Annotated in this window: 15 protein-coding genes; 7 read left to right on the top strand and 8 right to left on the bottom strand. The window is 38.4% G+C overall.

Annotated elements, in window-relative coordinates; all coding sequences use genetic code 11:
- Nucleotides 1-170 precede the first annotated feature (170 nt).
- The 5 genes from ACFOY7_RS07545 to ACFOY7_RS07525 all read right to left on the bottom strand — a co-directional run bounded on the left by ACFOY7_RS07545 (nucleotide 171) and on the right by ACFOY7_RS07525 (nucleotide 8,706).
- Nucleotides 171-452 (bottom strand): hypothetical protein, encoded by a 282-nt coding sequence (locus ACFOY7_RS07545; RefSeq protein WP_390250976.1) that lies wholly within the window; start codon nucleotides 450-452, stop codon nucleotides 171-173.
- A 93-nt stretch (nucleotides 453-545) separates the two neighbouring features.
- Nucleotides 546-827 (bottom strand): hypothetical protein, encoded by a 282-nt coding sequence (locus ACFOY7_RS07540; protein WP_390250974.1) that lies wholly within the window; start codon nucleotides 825-827, stop codon nucleotides 546-548.
- 868 nt (nucleotides 828-1,695) lie between these two features.
- On the bottom strand, nucleotides 1,696-6,570 hold the full coding sequence (locus ACFOY7_RS07535) for an immunoglobulin-like domain-containing protein (protein ID WP_390250972.1): 4,875 nt from the start codon (nucleotides 6,568-6,570) through the stop codon (nucleotides 1,696-1,698).
- A 1,037-nt stretch (nucleotides 6,571-7,607) separates the two neighbouring features.
- Nucleotides 7,608-7,799, bottom strand: coding sequence for a hypothetical protein (locus ACFOY7_RS07530; RefSeq protein ID WP_390250970.1), 192 nt, complete (start codon nucleotides 7,797-7,799; stop codon nucleotides 7,608-7,610).
- A gap of 4 nt (nucleotides 7,800-7,803) precedes the next feature.
- Complete coding sequence (locus tag ACFOY7_RS07525) at nucleotides 7,804-8,706, bottom strand: AraC family transcriptional regulator (protein WP_390252059.1); 903 nt, start codon at nucleotides 8,704-8,706, stop codon at nucleotides 7,804-7,806.
- Between the two features lie 222 nt (nucleotides 8,707-8,928).
- Here ACFOY7_RS07525 and ACFOY7_RS07520 point away from each other — a divergent pair, with 222 nt between their 5' ends.
- From ACFOY7_RS07520 to ACFOY7_RS07500, 5 genes are all read left to right on the top strand, one after another.
- A complete protein-coding gene (locus tag ACFOY7_RS07520) occupies nucleotides 8,929-9,183 on the top strand; it encodes an Atu4866 domain-containing protein (RefSeq protein ID WP_390250968.1) in 255 nt (84 codons plus the stop codon).
- A 27-nt stretch (nucleotides 9,184-9,210) separates the two neighbouring features.
- Nucleotides 9,211-9,939: an SDR family oxidoreductase gene (locus tag ACFOY7_RS07515; protein WP_390250966.1), complete on the top strand. Its 729-nt coding sequence runs from the start codon at nucleotides 9,211-9,213 to the stop codon at nucleotides 9,937-9,939.
- Between the two features lie 226 nt (nucleotides 9,940-10,165).
- Entirely contained in the window at nucleotides 10,166-10,888 is a 723-nt protein-coding gene (locus tag ACFOY7_RS07510) for an ABC transporter ATP-binding protein (RefSeq protein WP_390250964.1), read from the top strand.
- The gene (locus ACFOY7_RS07505) at nucleotides 10,885-11,946 is read left to right on the top strand and encodes an ABC transporter permease (RefSeq protein WP_390250962.1); all 1,062 of its coding nucleotides are present in this window, start codon (nucleotides 10,885-10,887) and stop codon (nucleotides 11,944-11,946) included. The genes ACFOY7_RS07510 and ACFOY7_RS07505 overlap by 4 nt, the downstream gene beginning before the upstream one ends.
- Nucleotides 11,947-11,975: 29 nt before the next feature.
- The gene (locus ACFOY7_RS07500) at nucleotides 11,976-12,638 is read left to right on the top strand and encodes a TetR/AcrR family transcriptional regulator (protein WP_390250960.1); all 663 of its coding nucleotides are present in this window, start codon (nucleotides 11,976-11,978) and stop codon (nucleotides 12,636-12,638) included.
- 69 nt (nucleotides 12,639-12,707) lie between these two features.
- Here ACFOY7_RS07500 and ACFOY7_RS07495 read toward each other — a convergent pair whose 3' ends face one another.
- Together ACFOY7_RS07495 and ACFOY7_RS07490 are read right to left on the bottom strand one after the other, a co-directional pair.
- Nucleotides 12,708-12,986 carry a hypothetical protein gene (locus tag ACFOY7_RS07495; protein ID WP_390250958.1) on the bottom strand — a complete coding sequence of 93 codons (279 nt, stop codon included), beginning with the start codon at nucleotides 12,984-12,986 and terminating at the stop codon, nucleotides 12,708-12,710.
- A gap of 431 nt (nucleotides 12,987-13,417) precedes the next feature.
- A complete protein-coding gene (locus ACFOY7_RS07490; protein ID WP_390250956.1) occupies nucleotides 13,418-14,785 on the bottom strand; it encodes a vWA domain-containing protein in 1,368 nt (455 codons plus the stop codon).
- A 444-nt stretch (nucleotides 14,786-15,229) separates the two neighbouring features.
- On the opposite strand from ACFOY7_RS07490, the gene ACFOY7_RS07485 reads away from it, so the two are divergent.
- Together ACFOY7_RS07485 and ACFOY7_RS07480 are read left to right on the top strand one after the other, a co-directional pair.
- A complete protein-coding gene (locus tag ACFOY7_RS07485) occupies nucleotides 15,230-15,667 on the top strand; it encodes a helix-turn-helix domain-containing protein (protein WP_390250954.1) in 438 nt (145 codons plus the stop codon).
- Nucleotides 15,664-16,848 carry a macrolide family glycosyltransferase gene (locus ACFOY7_RS07480; protein WP_390250952.1) on the top strand — a complete coding sequence of 395 codons (1,185 nt, stop codon included), beginning with the start codon at nucleotides 15,664-15,666 and terminating at the stop codon, nucleotides 16,846-16,848. The genes ACFOY7_RS07485 and ACFOY7_RS07480 overlap by 4 nt, the downstream gene beginning before the upstream one ends.
- A gap of 803 nt (nucleotides 16,849-17,651) precedes the next feature.
- Here the strand turns inward: ACFOY7_RS07480 and ACFOY7_RS07475 are convergent.
- On the bottom strand, nucleotides 17,652-18,692 hold the full coding sequence (locus tag ACFOY7_RS07475; protein ID WP_390250950.1) for an FUSC family protein: 1,041 nt from the start codon (nucleotides 18,690-18,692) through the stop codon (nucleotides 17,652-17,654).
- Between the last annotated feature and the right edge of the window lie 223 nt (nucleotides 18,693-18,915).

The following is an 18,915-nucleotide window of genomic DNA, read 5'->3' as shown; positions in this document are numbered from 1 at the left end:
GCCATCCCCTTGAACAGGCAGGTTGGGCGGCTGGCTTTTCTATCTGAGAATGGAGAATTTATTTACAATTCCAACGTTCCATTTATGCGGGATAATAACCACTCCTAAACGCTTTATCAGGCGATTGTGTTTCCTTAATGCTTCATTAAACGTTTGCTCATCATATGTACTTAATGGAAAACTTTATTTACAATTAGGACAACGATGAAAATCCCTGCCAAAGCCAATGCAGTATACCAAAAAGTTTTTAGAGTTACACCTCCTGTTTTTTCTCTATACTTAACAAAAAAGCTAAAAGCACCACAAAATAATATTATTCCTATTAAAGATTTTCCTGCAGTAGTACCCCTCATCTGTCCTACTGTATCGAAAAAGATTAATAACACAGCAGCGGCAAACAAACCAACAGTCATACCTATTCTATCTAGTATTTTCCATGTTTTTTCTGACATACTATATTCCCCTAACTATTTATAAAAACACTTTAAATAATTAGCCAATGCTTTAAGAATTTTCACAAAGCTAGTTTATCATCTGCCTATCTATCAGAAAAATCTGTCGACAACTCTGGTCACTGCATATGCCGCTATCATATAGCAGACAGTATACCATAAGGCTTTATAAACATCTCCTTCTGTTTTTTCTCTATAGTTAACGAATATCAGGAATGCAGCACAAAAAATAAGTATTCCTATTAAGACAATACCTATTGGAGTAGTTTTTATTTCATATGGGTTATCATAATAAAATACAAGCATTACTCCAATTATTAAAAAACCTATAACATTACTTACTCTACGCAATTTCTTCCAAGTGTTTTCGGACATTTCAATCTCTCCTAACTATTTATAAAAGCCGTAACCTCCATAAATGTTTCTTCTCCATAATTCCAGAAGACTATCCCACCCTTTCTCCCACCACGGTTTCTCAGCATCCCCAGGGGGAACGACATAACTAGTATCATCACCTATTCGAATTCCCCGAGCTCTGTGAAACAAGTGAGATGGTGAGATTCACAAGAAACATAAATAGTAAAAGATATAAAAATCCACCCGTCCCTTCCATAATATAACATTCGTGCTTTTCTTGCACGCATCATATTCCCTGGCAACAGATAGCATGATACATGCACGAAAGGAAAGATTAGTTACAAAAAAGTTCACCCCGGTTGGCTTATGCTGGTTCTGTATCGACATCATTTGCATCCCCCATTTGCACGCACCTATTATTGAACACGATGCTTCCGTTTTCCGTTACCAAAAACCTTACATGCGTCTTGAGAAGAAAAAACCAATTCGAAATGCCCTTCGCCACATTTTTATCTCAAGTCTTTTTTCCACCCTTTGCCGGCAGATCGCAAAGTCATCCGGAATATTATTTAACCACTTCTCTGCATATACGTCCCTCGTTTCCCTGGGCTGTTGCTAAAACAATTATATTTATCGCACAAAATATCATGGAGTTTTCTTGATCCAGCACAAAGGAGCACAACAAAAAAAGGTATAACAGCTATCCCCATTTCAAACTAATTATTAATACTAAAGATTTAGACAGTGGCGGTAAATTAATTGGTAATAATTGAATTAGTTGTAACGTCACATGGAAAGAAAAATGGACTCGGTCAACAAAATTGATGACCGAATCCATTTTTTATTAGTCATGTCCCAGCCTATTTTGTGATACCATCAGGTCACTCTATTCTTCCGCTTCACTAGGTACATTTTCCAGTAATGCAGCATATTCTTCCTGTGTAATTGGTAAAACGGTACCATGACGTGGGTGACTAGGTAAATCGTAATCTTCGGCTAATGTCCATTCCCCGGAATCTAAATCAGTTGTTTCAAAAGGTACATAGCCCTGGCCACCAAACTCGTCAATAAATAAGTACCATTTTTCTTCTGTATTGGACTTAAATATTGCTGGTCCTTCTCCTTGGTTAATCGTTCCTTTACCAATTCCTTCTGTAATCATTTCAAAATCAGGGGCAAGTACAGAATCTCCTGCTTCCTGGAAAATAAATTTACCATTTGGGGACGTTTCTTTATTATTTACTCGTTCATCCTTTGTAAAACGATAAATCTTGTCATTATGTTCAACCATGGTTGTATCAATAATCGAGTAACCATAATCGAGGTAAACTTCAGGTTCACTAAATGTATGAAAGTCTCTTGTTGTCGTATACATCATACGTTGATAACTATCACCTGAGTTTCTATTTTCTTCACTGTCATACAGTTTGGATGCCCAGAATACGACATACTTACCGATCGTATCATCATAAAAGATCTCGGGAGCCCATGTGTTTCCTGCCTCTACTGGTGCTACCTCTACCAATCGTTGTTCAGACCAATTCACAAGATCCGTCGACTCCCATACCATGATTGACCTGCTTCCTTCTGTTTGCGCTCTATTCCAGTCCCAATTCCCATGAATTTTTAAGTCAGTCGCAATCATGTAAAATTTATCGCCTTCTGGAGAACGAATAATAAACGGATCTCTTAACCCTTTTTCACCTAATTCAGAAGTGATGACAGGTTCCCCATTATTAAGCTGTTGCCAGTGAAGAGGGTCATTTCCTTCACTCAAGGCAAAATAAATTTGTTCCCCATTTTCAAATCCTTCGCCCGTAAAATAACTAAACAAATATCCTTGATAATCGAGCGGTTGCGGCATTTCTTTTACCTTTGCGATATATTCATTAGTTTCTTTTTTCCCATTGAGTTCTAAAGTTGCTGTTAATGTTACTTCTATGTCGCCTTCACCATGTCGGGGGCGTGTCACTTCACCTGTTGTTGTGATAACCGAAGGATCCTCTGAAGTCCAAGTGATCGTTGTTTCGTGCTCTCCTTCCGTTGGTAATGTCAAATTACCTCGGACATCATCAATATTATAAACCTTTAACGCCGCTACTGCTTCTTTCACTAAATCTTTGTCTTTGTTCTTGTCTTTTTTGCTTTTGTCCTTGTCTCTATCCTTTTCTTTTTCTTTCATCTTATTTTTTTCTGCTGGACTGGCACCTGTAATAATATCAATCCCATCCAGCACATAGTTTCCAGCTTTTACTACTATTTTGGCTGAATGTTTCTGCTTTTTCAGACCTCGAATATGATAAGAGGTTTGTCTGTCACCCTTTGGATATACACGATAGTCCTCATCTACTAACTGATCATCAATATACACATCTATAAGTGCATCTGATGTTGCACCAAACAGATTAAAGCCAGTTCCTTTAAAGTCAAATAATATCATGTGTTCACTTTCTTCAGGTGTGCCGTAAATATGGACACCGCGATAATCCATATACTGTTCTTTTGCTTCATTGTCACCTAAAGAAACTTTTAACGTATGGGCTTTATCTTCTAATCCTCTGACAGAATATCTGATTCCATCATCCTCTACATCAAAATTACCGACACTTTCGCCATCCAATTCCACATGATAAGTGGTTTTATTTTCTGTACCTGCAAGATAATCAATTCCCGTACCTGTAAAGTTGATGAAAATATATGGGTTATCATTAAAGTCAGCCCAGGCATTATTGCTGTTCGCTCCCCAGGCGTTGCCATTCTCACGGTAAGCATACACTGTATTTTCCTCATTTCCAATTTCTGAATCATCCGTTATTGAAGTAAAGTCATTGGGAGCTAAAGTTGTCACAGTTTCAAAGTCAACCGGATCATCCGTCTCTATTTCCGCTCGAACAAAACTTGTATAAGCTTTTTTTGCAACCACTTTAAGTGTGTGTTCTGTTTCTTCCAGATCTGTCGCTTCCCAGACCTTTTTCACGATTGAACTATTATTCAAATAATCCGCTTCACCGACAAGTTCACCGTCTAAATAAATATCTGCCGTCCCATTCGAAGGATTCGCTTCCCCATATAATCGGATCGCATTTCCTTTAAAAGTAATCTCAAAAGAATCACCATCACTTCCCCACGCATTTCGACTATTGGAGCCCCAATCTCCGGAATAATACACCTTGTTTACTGTTCCTTGCTCATTAGTCGTATCTGTATGCTCCACTGTTATACCATTCCAAACCGGATAGTCACTTGATGCGCTCATTTGTGTACGATTATAGTGGGCATATCCTGCCTGGATATATTCCCAATCACCTACATATCCAATGGGATTCCACTCACCATCATTATTTAATGCTTCTTTTTCTGTCTCGTAAATTTTACCTTGAGCATTATCCAGTTTCCATGATTCATAGGCATAACCCTTAATCGGCTCAATTTTCAAATTATCGATAAGTGTTTCGTAGTAACCTGAGCCTAACGTCACTCTACCAGACATGACAGTTGAATCCTCATCCGTGTAAGAGGCAATTTCTTCATTATCCAGATAAAGGGTGAACATATTCCCTTTTGCTTCGAATGATAAGTTGTGCCATTTGGTATGATCAAATGTTTCTACTGTTCCTTCTTCTACTACATCACCAAGCTTCAAAATTTCGTACTTCCCATTTTTGTAAAACCGTGCATTATAAGGTGCCTGCGAATCAGACCAGTCAGCTTTTACTTGGCGAACACCAATTAATGCATAATTCTCCCTGCCTTCTACTTCTGGAGTATGGGTATCTAATAAAAAGTCATAAGATACTTTATAATTGACCCAACGGAAATCCCCGATATTTGTGTGAGGATTAACATTGGCTTCAGAGCCGTCCGTACCACCCCAAACAGCCCACTCTGCTCCGATAATATCTGGTGTCATTTTTTGTTGGAGCATGTTGCCATGTTCTTCTGCGTCCGGAATTTCGCGTACTGTTCTTTCAAAGCTACCACTTTTCACTGGTTTTGTTGCTTCTTTCACTACCTCAAAAGCACCGATTTGATCTGTTGTATACCTTGGTGTACCTCCACGTCGTTCTATATAGTCTCTTCCTTTTTCATCTTCAGGATATTCCTCATACTCAAAATCATCTGTGTATGGTAAAGGCATAATCGTATCTGCAGATAAATCTACAGGGTTTGATTCATATGCAAAATCATCTATCTCCGCTTCTTTGTTTAACGTAGAGATGGTCACGATCGAATAAGGTTTTACCTCGATCTCATACGTCCCATCTTTAGGTTGAATGGTTTCTATATGTTGAAACCAATTTTCATCATAATCTTCTCCTTCTTCAGGTCCGCGGGTCTCCCAAACAAATACTTCCGCATCCTCTTTTCCATTCAAATTTTCTAACTCTATCGTATATTTCCGTGTGTCTTTCGTGTTGTTAGCAAATACTGTGGTGTAATCGTCTGTTTCCGGGTCTTTCAATGTCATATAATTATGGGTACTTGTATCGACATCTACTCCTCCATCAAAGAAGTTCCCATCACTGTAAGTAGCATTCTTTATATACTGCCATCTTTCATTTTCAGCTGTTGAAGGATCATCATAGCCTACAAAATTCATGACATGTCTGACACCCTGAAGACCACCATCTACTTCATAGAAACCTGACCAAGGATCAAATGCACTAATTAAATGCTTCGGATTGTATTGTGCACCTTGGTAAAAGGCAGCAACAGATGGCTGGAAATCAAAAGAAACTGCATGTAATGGCAGGTTGCCTGCTCCTTCCCACGAATAAACAGAAATGATCCGTGATGTCACATCAATAATACCAGCACGTCCACCAATACCATTGTAATGTGGTTCCATGTTCTCACGGTATCTGGCATTAATCATTGGTGCGATCCCTTCTGAAACCCAAACCTCTTTTGGTTCTTTCCCTTCTGCAATTAATTGATCTTGTAACTCTGAAAGTTCATTAGAACCTGTCAGCCCATAATGAGAACTAATTACATCAATTTCGTCTATTAAATCTGGATGATCGAGTAACGTACGACTAATTGTTGCTGTATCCCGGTAACCATCAGCCGCAACTAGTTTAATATCTTGATAATCTTCTTCATAATTTGGTTCTTCTTTTATCCTAGAAGTAAAATATTTGAGCCATTCCACTTCATTTCTCCCGTTACCATTTTGTGCTCTCTCATTTTGCGATATGCCAATATAATCTAATTGGAAGCCGTACTCTTCATTAACGGCATCAATCGTTTGTTTATACCATTGATAGCGATTTTCATAATCTTGATCAGCCGCACCATTCCAAGTCCAACGAGGTTCACCCCATCGTAAAATCTCGGTTGTTATCGCAGGATTAATAGATTTCGCGTCAGCAGCAAATTGAAAGCCTGCACCTCTTAATACATTAGCGGATTCATCTTCATAACGCATTGTTGCCGGTTCAGTACCAGAGGAAGAATTGATATCTCCACCTAATTCTACTTTTACATGAGTTAATCCTGCCCCTGTCTCTTTATTAAATAGTTGGTTCATAATCTCCCAGTATTTATCGGGATGCTCTTCTTTGTAATCGAGCAATAACCGGGAAGTATTATTGCCTGATACCGTACCAAAACCTTTAAACCGATTGTGTTCATCAATATCATTACCATCGATCGTAATCGTTTTTGTTATATCTTCTGCTTTCGACTGATTGATTTCGGTAAGTGTCCCAAAACCTAGTAATATCAACATGATTGCTGAAATTCCAACAGCTCGTTTCAAAGATCTGCAACTACCTGTCATGTTTACCACCATCCCTTTCTAAGGTTTAAAGCCTAACCACATTTTCCCCAATACACCTTCAGCTATTGGATTGTATGTTGTGAAAGAACCTCCCTCCTTTCACGGTTGTGGATACGCTTACATTGTTTCATAATAGCGTCCTGCTTTATGATAAAATATTTACTATTTTTATTGTTAATTTTACTTAATTAATGGAAGGAGCTGAAAGAACGAATGGTTACACGGGGGAAGTTCTGTTGTTTCTTCAAGCTTAGTCTGGTATGCAAAGATGGAATCATAACTAACTTATGCTGGATAACAAATACAATCCTGATCCTTGATGCAGTGTTAAAAAGAATTGGGATAGGATTATTATATTGCTTGAAATAGCCAACAGCAATGTGGTGATTGAAGATATATCACCTTAATGACAGTCATTAGTAATTAGCCAGCCTTTCCTGATGAATTTTTCACGGGGTTCTGTGTTTCTACTTTTGTGTCATGGCATGGAGAGAGCTTTTGAATGCCTTGCGCTCTTACTTTTTTCTGCGTCATGGCATGGAGAGCACTCCCTAATGCCTTGCGCTCTTCTTTTTTTCTGCGTCATGGCATGGAGAGCACTCCTGAATGCCTTGCGCTCTTCTTTTTTTCTGCGTCATGGCATTGAGAGAGCTCCTGAATGCCTTGCGCTCTTATTTTTTCGGCGTCATGGTATTGAGAGCACTCCTGAATGCCTTGCGCTCTTACTTTTTTCTGCGTCATGGCATGGAGAGCACTCCTGAATGCTTTGCGCTCTTACTTTTTTCTGCGTCATGGCATGGAGAGCACTCCCTAATGCTTTGCGCTCTTCTTTTCGTCTCGGAAATATAAAATATTCTCACAAATTTTATTAAAGCATTATCAAACTTTTCTAAATCCCTTTCAGTGCTTCCTGATCATCTAAGTGGTCACTTGTGAAAAGTTCATATTCCTGAGAAACATAGGGGCGGGAACGCTCACTTCTTTTTATGTTCTACTGTCCAACAAGCTGATAAATGTCACTTGGATGAATTTGAAACAGATGTAAATGACTGTTTCTCAGCACCTAAAAATCTTGATATAACATTGATTTTTATTTTTTTCAGATAGTCAAAATTCACCTGTTTTAACAGGGTTACTAAATCTTCATAGCCAACTGCCCGGAAATCTTGATGCGCCAGTGCTTGTCTTATATATTTCGTTGTATCCATATGATCACCTATTTCCTATAATCCGGTTGATATCCTTTACTGGTGGCATGCCGAACATTCGGGAATATTCTCGGCTGAACTGAGAAGGACTTTCATAACCAACGGAAAAACCAGCATTTGCTGCATCTAATTCCCCAAGCAGCATAAGTCGGCGTGCTTCTTGTAACCTTAATTGTTTCTGATATTGGATCGGACTAAGTCTTGTTACCTTCTTGAAGTGATAATGAAGCGAGGAAGCACTCATATTTGCTGTCTTAGCTAGTTCCTCTATTCTTAATGTTTTATCATAGTCCTTTTTTATATGTTCAATCACTTCTCCAATCCGCTGTGCGGGCCCACCAGTTACTGCTATTTGCTTAACAGAATCACCTTGTTTGTCCTGGAGAATTCGGTAAAGGATTTCACGGATAATTAAAGGGGAAAGTATGGCAAGATCCTCTGGTGTATCTAAAAGTTGAACAAGCCTCAACACAGGATCTAATAATGATGATTGCATTTTGTTTACAAATAAGCCCGGTTTGGATTCTGTCTTTTCTGCGAATGTCTGCTCAGACGCTGAGATAATGTTAAAAATTTGTTGTGGTTCAAAATCCAAGCGCAGACACAAATATGGTTTGTCTGGTGTTGCCTCTATTATCTCTCCTGTAATAGGCAGATCGATCGACACAACGAGATAATGAGCAGGATCGTATTGGTAAACATCCTGTGCGAGCATCACTAGTTTACTTCCTTGGGCGACAATACATATGGCAGGTTCATGGATGGAATGGATCGGGTCAGATCGGTCAGAAGCACGAATGAAATGCAATGAAGGAATAGCGGTAGGATGAATGCCATCTTCCTCACAAAATCGTTCAATGCGTTGGGCTAATTCGTTTTGCTGATCAATGAGTCTAGTATCTATCATTTTTTCTCCCAATAGATTCGCTCCTATCTGAAAATAGTAAAATTTATCCTTTTCGATTAGTTCTATTTTATGGAAGTCTGGAGGATTAGGCAAGGCTTCCGTATGATTGGTCTACCTTGGATTGTTTTGATTATGTAATAATGAGTCTGTGTTAAGAACAATCATAGTCAGGAAGGAGAATCATCGGTTCAAAAGATAGCTATAAAAATAGGAGAGAAAAAAATGACAAAACAATCAAGCACAGGTCTCCATCCATATGTTGGTCTGTGGGTCACAGAAGATCGGTATATTCGGCATGAGCTCCTGCCAAATGGCCGGTACGATGAGGCTCGTGGCAACAAAGAAAGTGCATATCAGGGCAGTTACACTATTACAGGAAATCATATTGATTATGTGGATGATACAGGTTTTACAGCAGATGGTGTTTTTCGCAACGGAATTCTTTATCATGCAGGAATGGTTTTATATCGAGAATAGAATTAATACGAATGGGAGGATCTAACAATGTCTAATATAGCCGGGAAAGTTGTTGTAATAACAGGAGCAAGTAGTGGTATAGGGGAAGCGACCTCTCGTCTGCTTGCCCAAAAAGGGGCACATGTAGTGTTAGGAGCTAGACGGATCGATCGATTAGAAGCAATTACATCTGCTATAGGTGGAACAGCTGAATTCATGCAGTTGGATGTAACGAAAAGAGAACAAATGGAGGAAATTGTGAATTTTGCGAGAGAAAAATTTGGCCATGTTGATGTTATTGTTAATAACGCTGGCATAATGCCGCTTTCTAAACTGGAAGCATTGAAAGTAAACGAATGGGATCAGATGATTGATGTTAATATTCGAGGCGTCTTACATGGAATTTCGGCAGGATTGCCTGTAATGAAAGAACAAGGATTTGGTCAGTTCATTAACATTGCCTCTATTGGTGCATACACTGTCTCACCAACCGCCGCTGTTTATTGCGCAACCAAGTTCGCCGTTCGTGCGATTACGGATGGGCTGAGACAAGAAGCTGGAAATGATATCAGGGTAACGCTCGTATCACCTGGGGTAACAGAATCAGAATTAGCGGACAGTATCTCCGATGAACTTGCACGTGCAGCCATGAAGGAATACCGCCAAATCAGCATTCCCTCCTCCGCTATTGCAAGTAGCATATTATTTGCTATTGAACAGCCTGCTGAAGTAGATGTTAGTGAAATGGTTGTAAGGCCTACTGGAAGTCTGAGTTGATTTTCAGTGGGAAACTGTAAAACACGAGAAAAGAGACAAGAGGTTCAAGATCAGAGAAAAAGTCTTGAACCTTCCAGTGTTTCTCTGCCTCCCATACTTTTAGCTATGATGATTTCATATTCGCCTCCTAAAAAGTGAGTAAACACTCATTGACACCTACAGGAATAACATGTTATAAAATAAGTGAGTATTCACTCACTTATTCAATATTTAGGAGGAATGAATAATGAACGAAAGTATTTCCATCCGGCAGATATGCAAACGTTTTGGTGATAAGACCGTGCTTCATAATATTGATCTATCGATGAAGGAAGGCCGCATTTATGGCTTTATTGGCCCGTCAGGCGCAGGTAAAACAACACTAGTCAAAATGATGGTAGGGATGGATAAACCAGATCGAGGATCCATTCACGTGCTTAATAAAACAGTACCGAATTTACATTTACTGCAAGAGATTGGCTATATGGCACAATCGGACGCACTCTATACAGAATTAACAGGCAAAGAAAACCTCACCTTTTTCGCTTCCCTCTATAAATTAAAGAAAGCAGAAATGAAAGAGCGCATCACCTACGCAGCAAATCTAGTCAACCTTACAGAACAGCTTTCTAAAAAGGTGTCGGCATATTCAGGCGGGATGAAAAGACGACTATCCCTTGCCATTGCACTCATTCAAGATCCAAAAGTATTGATTTTAGATGAACCAACTGTCGGGATCGACCCAGAATTAAGGTTTAGTATCTGGCAGGAGCTTATCCGATTAAAAGCAGAAGGAAAAACAATTATTGTTACAACACATGTGATGGATGAAGCGGAAAGGTGCGATTATATTGCCATGATCAGGAACGGGTCCATTATTACCAGAGGGACACCTGATGAACTAAAAGAGCAATACAATGCAACGAGTTTTGATGAAGTTTTCTTAAACGCAGGGAGGGAAAAACAATGAGAATAGCAGCACTGGTAAGACGAATCTTTCAGCAAATGTTTCGCGATAAACGCACATTAGCCCTCCTGTTTGCAGCACCTTTACTAGTATTAACACTCATGTATTTAGTATTTAACGGAGAAACTATTGATCCAGTAATAGGGGTCGAATATATAAATGAGCAATTAATCGACCAGCTTGAAAATGCCAGTATAATAATAGAAGAATACGAGGAAACAACCGATATAGAAAAAACCGTTATCGAGCAGGAATTAGATGGTTATTTAAAAGCTGGAGAGAATGAATGGACACTCACAGTATTAAACAGTGATCCCAGTGCAGCACAGGGTTTACAAATGAAAATAAAACAAATAGTAAATAATGCCTTACAATCACAACTCATGGAAAGAAATAGGCACGTAAAGATGCTTTCCGATGATCCGGTAGAAGTGGAGTTTATATATGGAGATAGCGACACAGAGTTCTTTGATGTGCTAAGCCCTATCCTGATCGGTTTTTTTGTCTTCTTTTTCGTATTTTTAATTGCAGGGATCGGTCTATTAAAAGAACGAACATCTGGTACGTTAGAACGATTAATGGCAACACCGATTCGCAGAGGTGAAATTGTGACAGCTTATTTAATCGGCTTTGGTGTGTTTGCTGTTCTGCAAACCGCTGTCATCGTTTTTTATGCAATAACTGTTTTGGATATGGTTCTTGTGGGTTCGATATGGAATGTGATTCTGATCAATTTATTACTAGCTTTAGTTGCCTTGTCCCTGGGAATCTTACTCTCTTCATTTGCTTCATCAGAATTTCAAATGGTTCAGTTTATTCCAGTGGCAGTTATCCCGCAAATTTTCTTCTCAGGTGTTTTACCATTGGAAGGGATGGCAGATTGGTTACAGGTTATTGCCAAAGTTATGCCATTGTATTATGCTGCAGACGCTTTGAAAGGGGTTATGTACAAAGGCTTGGGATTTGCTGAAATAAGCGGAGACCTCCTCATCCTCGTTATCTTTGCGATCATTTTCATTTTATTGAATTTAGTTGCCCTGAAAAAGTATCGTAAGCTATAATGGTGGGAGAATGAAGGGGCGTGTATGAAGTGTCTGAAAGTAAGTTGTTGGATGTATTAATTGCTCAAGCAAAATTATCCAAAAAACAAACAGAAAAGCAACAGAAAATAGTCGAAGCAGCCATCCATATTTTTGCTGAAAAAGGTTATGCCAATACTTCTACCAGTGAGATCGCTAAAGTTGCCGGAGTCGCAGAAGGAACTATTTTTAGGCATTATGGAACAAAAGATAACTTACTCCTATCCATTATTCTGCCGTTTTTCAAGGAAACGTTTCCGATGATGGCAGAGGAAGTATTCACAGAAATTGCCTCAAATGTTGATTCATTTGAAGAATTTCTTAAAGCCTTTCTAAAAAACAGAATCCATTTCTTTTTAGAAAACAAACAGATAGCAAAAGTTGTTGTAAAGGAACTTATCTATAATGAAGAATTAAAAAAAGATTTATTGCCGTATTTGTCTGAGAATTTCCTCGTTCGTGTTAATAAAGCTGTAGAATTTTTTAAAGAACGCGGTGAATTTATTGACATACCAACAGATAGAATAGGAAGAATGCTGTTAACGTTTATTGGAGGATTTCTAGTATCACGCTTAGTTTTATTACATGATTATACTGTTACGGATGAAGACATTGATGATGCCGTCAGTCTTGTTATAAATGGGATTGGGAGGAGAGAGGACGGAACAGAGTGATAGGTTAGCTTATCACTCTGTTCCGTAGATACGTAAAACCATTTAGATATGGAAGAGGAGATTTGTAGTTTAGAATAATAGGTTAAGTAAACTGATAATGCCAGATATAATGATTGTGACACCATAGATAACTAAGAAAATCTGAGAAAGAATAACACCTATCTTTGCAAACAGATGCGTTTTATATTTCCTTCCAATGATGACAGCTGCAATCATAAATAAAATAGAGAACAAAACAACTGGCAAACTAATATTAAAATAATCTAGTATGACCTCTCCAAATAGCTTTCCTCCTTCTATATTAGAATGGTTAAATAACGCACCTAGGACAAATAAGAGTAATGACAAACTTCCCCATCCTAATGATTTCCGTTCTTGTTCTTTAATTTTAAACTGCCTCCTTAATTTTACTAAAATATACCAGAAAACGCTTGCAGATACCAGTTTAATATGTAAGTGTTTTCCATATAGGAAGAGAAATTGAAATGAATTTTTTTAGTATTATAATGGTTACTTTTTACTGATCACTGTATCCAGCATTTGCAGAGAGACAGGAGAGAACGAGATACTTGCTGAATTCGACTGAGATCTAGAATTTGGAAATCGTACAATTAAACTAACATAAGACACCCCTGGAACAGGATATTCTTCATGCAATTAAAAAAGAAGCACAACTTATTCTATATTTAATATCCCCGGGAGTTGGATTTAAATAGAATAAGTTTGTTGATATAGCTTCCCCATTTTCCCTGCTCCCCATCTTCCATCCATCGCCTGTCCTATTCTGATTCTTGTTTGAATTGATCGTATTCTTCGTTTATTTCATCTAGTTTCTCTCCCCATGATTCTCTATTCCTTTGAAAAAAATCTAAAGCATCATTTCTCACTTCACTGCTTATTTGCAGATAGTTATCTCGATATTCACTTTTAACATCAATGTATGGCCGAAATTCAATTCTTTCTTTATCGCGCAAGTATTCTAATACTTTTTCAAGATTGTGATATTCTCTGTTTTTTATCTCCTTTTGTTCTTTATTCCATTGAACAATTTGTTCATTTATATAGTTTTTCCAATTCGCGGCATTTTTCTTTTCATCTGTTGCCCACTCACTCCAAATCTTCGCATGATCTATTGTCAGTTCAAATTCAGCAATCAAATCCTCTTGGCTTTTGGCATCAATAAACTTTGCCTCTGCCACTTCTGCCATTTCTCTTAGTTGCTCGATTCCTTCATTATCTACTTGATAACCAATAATATTGATCAAAGGGTCGACATTCGATTCTTTCAATGATTGAATTGCCTCAACTGGATCACCATCACATGTCTCCATACCATCACTTACAATATAAATCGTATTGATGTTTTCTTCTCCTTGCAGTTCTTTCCAATCATTTTCCACATATTCTATCGCACTTGCCATTGGTGTCCATCCAGCTGGTTCAAACTGATCCAATGCTTTCGTAAACTTGTTACGATCAAATTTCCCTAATGGATAAACTTCTTCAATCGCTTCACAGGAGGCTGGCCGGTCACTTTCACTACTGGATCCTTTATGGCCATATACATATAAGGAGACATTCGCTGCTCCCGGCAACTCTTTGACAAAGTTCTCAATCGCGTCTTTGGCGAGGTGCATTCTTGTTTGGTCACCTTCTAAATTAGCCATACTGCCACTCGCATCAAGTAATATTGCCATATTGTAATTTTGTTTGACCGTCATCGTTGCTTCTCCGTCTCCTTCATTCACTTCATCAGGCGGGATAATCCCCATTGCTTCCCATTGATCGAGTGGAATGTCTGGAGCAGTCAGTTCCTCGCTAAACAAGGAAAACAAATAAAGTTTGAACTGATTAATTTCTTCTTCCGGTGTTTCCTCAGTTATTATTGGAAGCTGCTCAAGTCGATCCAGTAATTCATCCTGTCCTTCGAGATTTTCTGGAAGTTCGGCACCTGAAAATTCTCCGATGATAGGATATTCTACAGATTCCATAAAAGTTGTCGGGATTGGTGGATATGTATGTTTATCGTCTTTTTGGTTGTCTGCCGAGGCATCACTAACCTCTTCATTTATGTCACTCTCAGTATTTTCATTTTGTTGAGTAGTTTCGATTTCCTTACTCTCTGAACTTTCCTCCGAACATGCCATGAGAAAGATTAGGCAAAGTATGAATAGACTTATTTTTTTCACAATTATCCCCTTCCATCCAATTTTAAGATAGTAAACTTCCAAATTATAATATTTTATCCATTTTTTATTTTATCATAGTAAGGGGTTTATTTACCTAATAATGTATAAAAATACTTTTTAATATATCCTGCTCAAATACGTTCATCCTTCTTTGTTATGTTCCACAGCTGTTCCATCATTTCTTGTTCCCTTCTCTTAGTAAATCTTTTGCTATCTTTATGAATGAACCGGAATGGAATTCACTGTGAACGGCCTCGGGAAGCAGTGAATGGAGACGATAATTTGTGCAAGCATATCTGCCTTGTCTCAAACTGCCACGATTGTTAACAAAAAATGTTGCAGGAAGTTGATAGAGTTACAGTATTTCTTGCTATATAGTTAGATTTAGAAGGAGTTGGCGACATGATTGGTATGAATATTCGGATTTTACGTAAAAAAAATAAAATGAGTCAGGAAATACTGGCCGAGAAAGTATATGTCTCCCGTCAAACAATTGCAAAATGGGAAAACGGTGATGCTTTGCCTGATATTCATAAATGCAAAATGCTGGCTGATATTTTCCAGGTTACTCTCGATCAATTATCAAGTGACATAAATGAGGAAGATGTTCAACAGCTCGGCCCAAAAGGCAAACATTTCTTCGGTGTTGTGAAAGTCGGTGAAAGAGGACAAATTGTCATCCCAAAAGATGCGAGGGAAAGGTATGACATTCAGGCGGGGGATAAGCTTATTGTGCTTGGAGAAGATGAGACAAAAGGGATTGCTGTTTTAAAAAGTGATGCTTTCTTAGAATTTGCTGAAATGATTCGTAACGCCGAGAGCCAGGAGGAGTCAGAATGAGCAGAATTGTATTCTTTTCGCTTCCCGCACATGGACATACAAATCCTACTATTCCGGTTGTCGCTGAGTTAACAGCAAGAGGGCACGATGTCATTTACTACTCCTTCCATGCTTTCAAGGAGAGAATTGAAAATGCCGGAGCCGAGTTTATTGCTTGTGATGAATACCTGCCTGCCCTGTCAGAAAAGGAAATCAACCAAAAGGCCGGGAGAGATTTTGCTGCACTAATTGAAATGATGGTAGATACGACGATCGCGATGGAAGAAAAGATATGTGCAGCATTAGAAAAAAGGCAACCTGATTGTATTGTGTCAGACTCCTTATCTTTATGGGGCGAGTTATTTGCCAAAAAATTAAACATTCCATATGTTTGCTCAACCACCACTTTTGCAATGAATCAGCATACATCAAAGTTAATGAAACCAGGCATAAGAGAAATCATTCGGATGGTACTTGGTATGCCGCGAATCAATAAGAAAATACAGCTGCTTCATGCGCATGGATATCACGTAGACCATTTCACATCACTTATTCAGAATGATAACAATACCGATACCATTGTCTACACATCGAAAGCATTTCAGCCAATGACGGACACCTTTTCCAATAAATTTACGTTTGTTGGACCATCTATTCAGCAATCTCTTGCAAATCATGCAAAAGAGAAGAATAAAAGAAAAATGATATATATTTCATTAGGTACCGTCCTAAATCAGAATAGAGTTTTTTACCAGAATTGTATCCAGGCATTTTCGGGGAGCGATTTTGACATTGTGATGTCCGTTGGTGAAAAAATCGATTTGGCAAATCTAGGGCAGATACCAGAAAATTTCACTGTAAAAAAATCATTTGATCAAATATCGATTCTGCAACAGGCTGATGTATTTATTAGCCATAGCGGCATGAACAGTGTGAATGAAAGTCTCTATTTTGGCGTCCCATTGATTTTGTACCCGTTCCACAGTGAACAACGGCTGATTGCTGACCGTGTTGCAGAGCTTGGGGCAGGTCTTCTTCTGAAAAGTAGTAAACCAAAGCAGTTAGCAAAGGCAGTTACCGAGTTACTGGAAATTCCAAGCTATTTTAAAAATGCTCAGAAGCTTTCCGAAAACTTTCAACTGACGGGAGGAGAAGCAGAAGCAGTGAATGTGATTTTAGGGAAGATAGAGGAGGAGTGCTGACTTTTTTAGTAAACCTTTATGTGACAAGGCGATCTAATTAATCGATCGTCAGAAACAGTTACTGAATTGGCACAGGAACCAGACTATAAAATTTCTAACATACTTGCGAGTACTTAAGTGGGAATGAAGCACAAGAACCATCCCCATTCTTTGGCATTTAGAAGCAGTTTCAATGCCCCCCGGCGGTTGTTTTCCTCACGCAATAGCATCTATAAGCAGGCTCAATGCCTTCTGGCGGCTGTTTTCCTCCTCCTTTGGCATTGAGAAGCCATTTCTATGCCTCGCGCCGACTGTTTTCCTCACGCATTGGCATTGAGAAGCCATTTCTATGCCTCGCGCCGACTGTTTTCCTCACGCAATGGCATTGAGAAGCCATTTCTATGCCTCGCGCCGATTGCTTTCCTCACGCATTGGCATTGAGAAGCCATTTCTATGCCTCGCGCCGACTGTTTTCCTCACGCAATGGCATTGAGAAGCCATTTCAATGCCCCCCGGCGGTTGTTTTCCTCACGCATTGGCATTGAGAAGCCATTTCAATGCCCCCCGGCGGTTGTTTTCCTCACGCAATGGCATTGAGAAGCAGCCTCAATGCCTTCCGATGGTCTTTTTCCTCACGCATTGGCATTGAGAAGAAAAGCCGTTACTGAATTAGCGTAATATTCAATTTATATTAGAAATGTGAAGGAGCTACTCGAAAACTTGTCACATACTGGTGAATATAGAAGTGGAAATGGAACACAGAACCGTATCCCCTTCCCCTCAACCCCCCCCGGTATAGAAGGGGTGTTTTTTAGCTGATATTTCTATTTTTGATAGTGATCAATCAATTTCTCAAGTTTCTCCAAATGGAAGGAATAATCAATAATGGAAGAAGCAATGATCATATGACGAAGTTGTTGCTCTTTGTTCAGGTGATAAAACTCCAAAACCTGGTCATAAAATTTGTTTTTTTCTTTTAAAATGTCGCTATCTCTTCTCTCATGCTCCTGTTTAATCCTGCCTGAGTATTTTAATAACAAATATTCATGATATTTTATTAGTTCTTCCAGTTGATGATCGAATATTTTATTTTCATTTTTCAATGATCTATCTTGAAAATAGTGTTCCTCAATATTATCTAGCAACTGATCACCTTCCTGTAAAACCTTAAGCAGTTGTTTAAATAAAACGACTTCGCTCGTATTCAATCGTTTCGTCTTTCCAAACTTTTCGCTTTCTTCATCAAACATTTTAAACTGTTCTTCTAATTTTTTTAAGTTTTTTTTAAACGTTTCACCGATTTCGTGATAAGAAGTTTCCTTCATTTCATTAGAAATGCCCGTTCTTATTAGTAGGGACATGTTCTGAAAAGTGGTGTTCACATCCTGAATAAATTTCTTTTTGTAGTTTGGAGGAAATACTAATATATTTACTATTATTGCAGTACATGTCCCAATTAAAATGACGAGAAATCTTTCTAAAGCAAAATAAAAGTTTTCGCTGCCGGTTGCACTCATAACCGCTAAAACAGTAACTAGTGTTAAAGGTATCGTATTTTCCATCTTTAACTTAATATTCAAACCAATCATTAATGCAATGACAAATCCAATACTGATAGGATTTACGCCAAAGAAATAGATGAAAAACAATGCAATCGATGCACCTAATGAATTGGTAATAATCTGATCTAATAATTGCTTCCATGTACGATAAATGGAAGGCTGGACAGCCAGGATTGCAGCCACACCTGCAAATAAGAAGTTCTCCAACCTGAAAATCATACAAATATAAATCGATATGGTAACTGCTAAACCAGTTTTTAGAATTCTGGGACCAAAAATAATAGGAATCTCCCCCTTATACACGGAGCGGGCTCCGATGCGCCGAGTATGTGATTAGAATATAAATAATGCTATGGCTTTATCGTACGTAACATTATTAAAAATATCAAATAGATACTGATATAAAAACTATGAGATAGACCAGTACCAAACTGTAAACTTTTCATATAAGACATATTTTCTGGAAACAAAAACATGACACATTTCCTATCCAAAAAGTTTACTAAGTAAAGATTACGGGTATTTT

Origin of the sequence: Gracilibacillus xinjiangensis (assembly GCF_042651765.1) — a bacterium.
In the GTDB taxonomy this organism is placed as follows: Bacteria; Bacillota; Bacilli; order Bacillales; family Amphibacillaceae; genus Gracilibacillus; species Gracilibacillus xinjiangensis.
The sequence above is the reverse complement of the archived record's forward strand: the minus strand, read 5'-3'. Positions and strand labels throughout refer to the sequence as shown.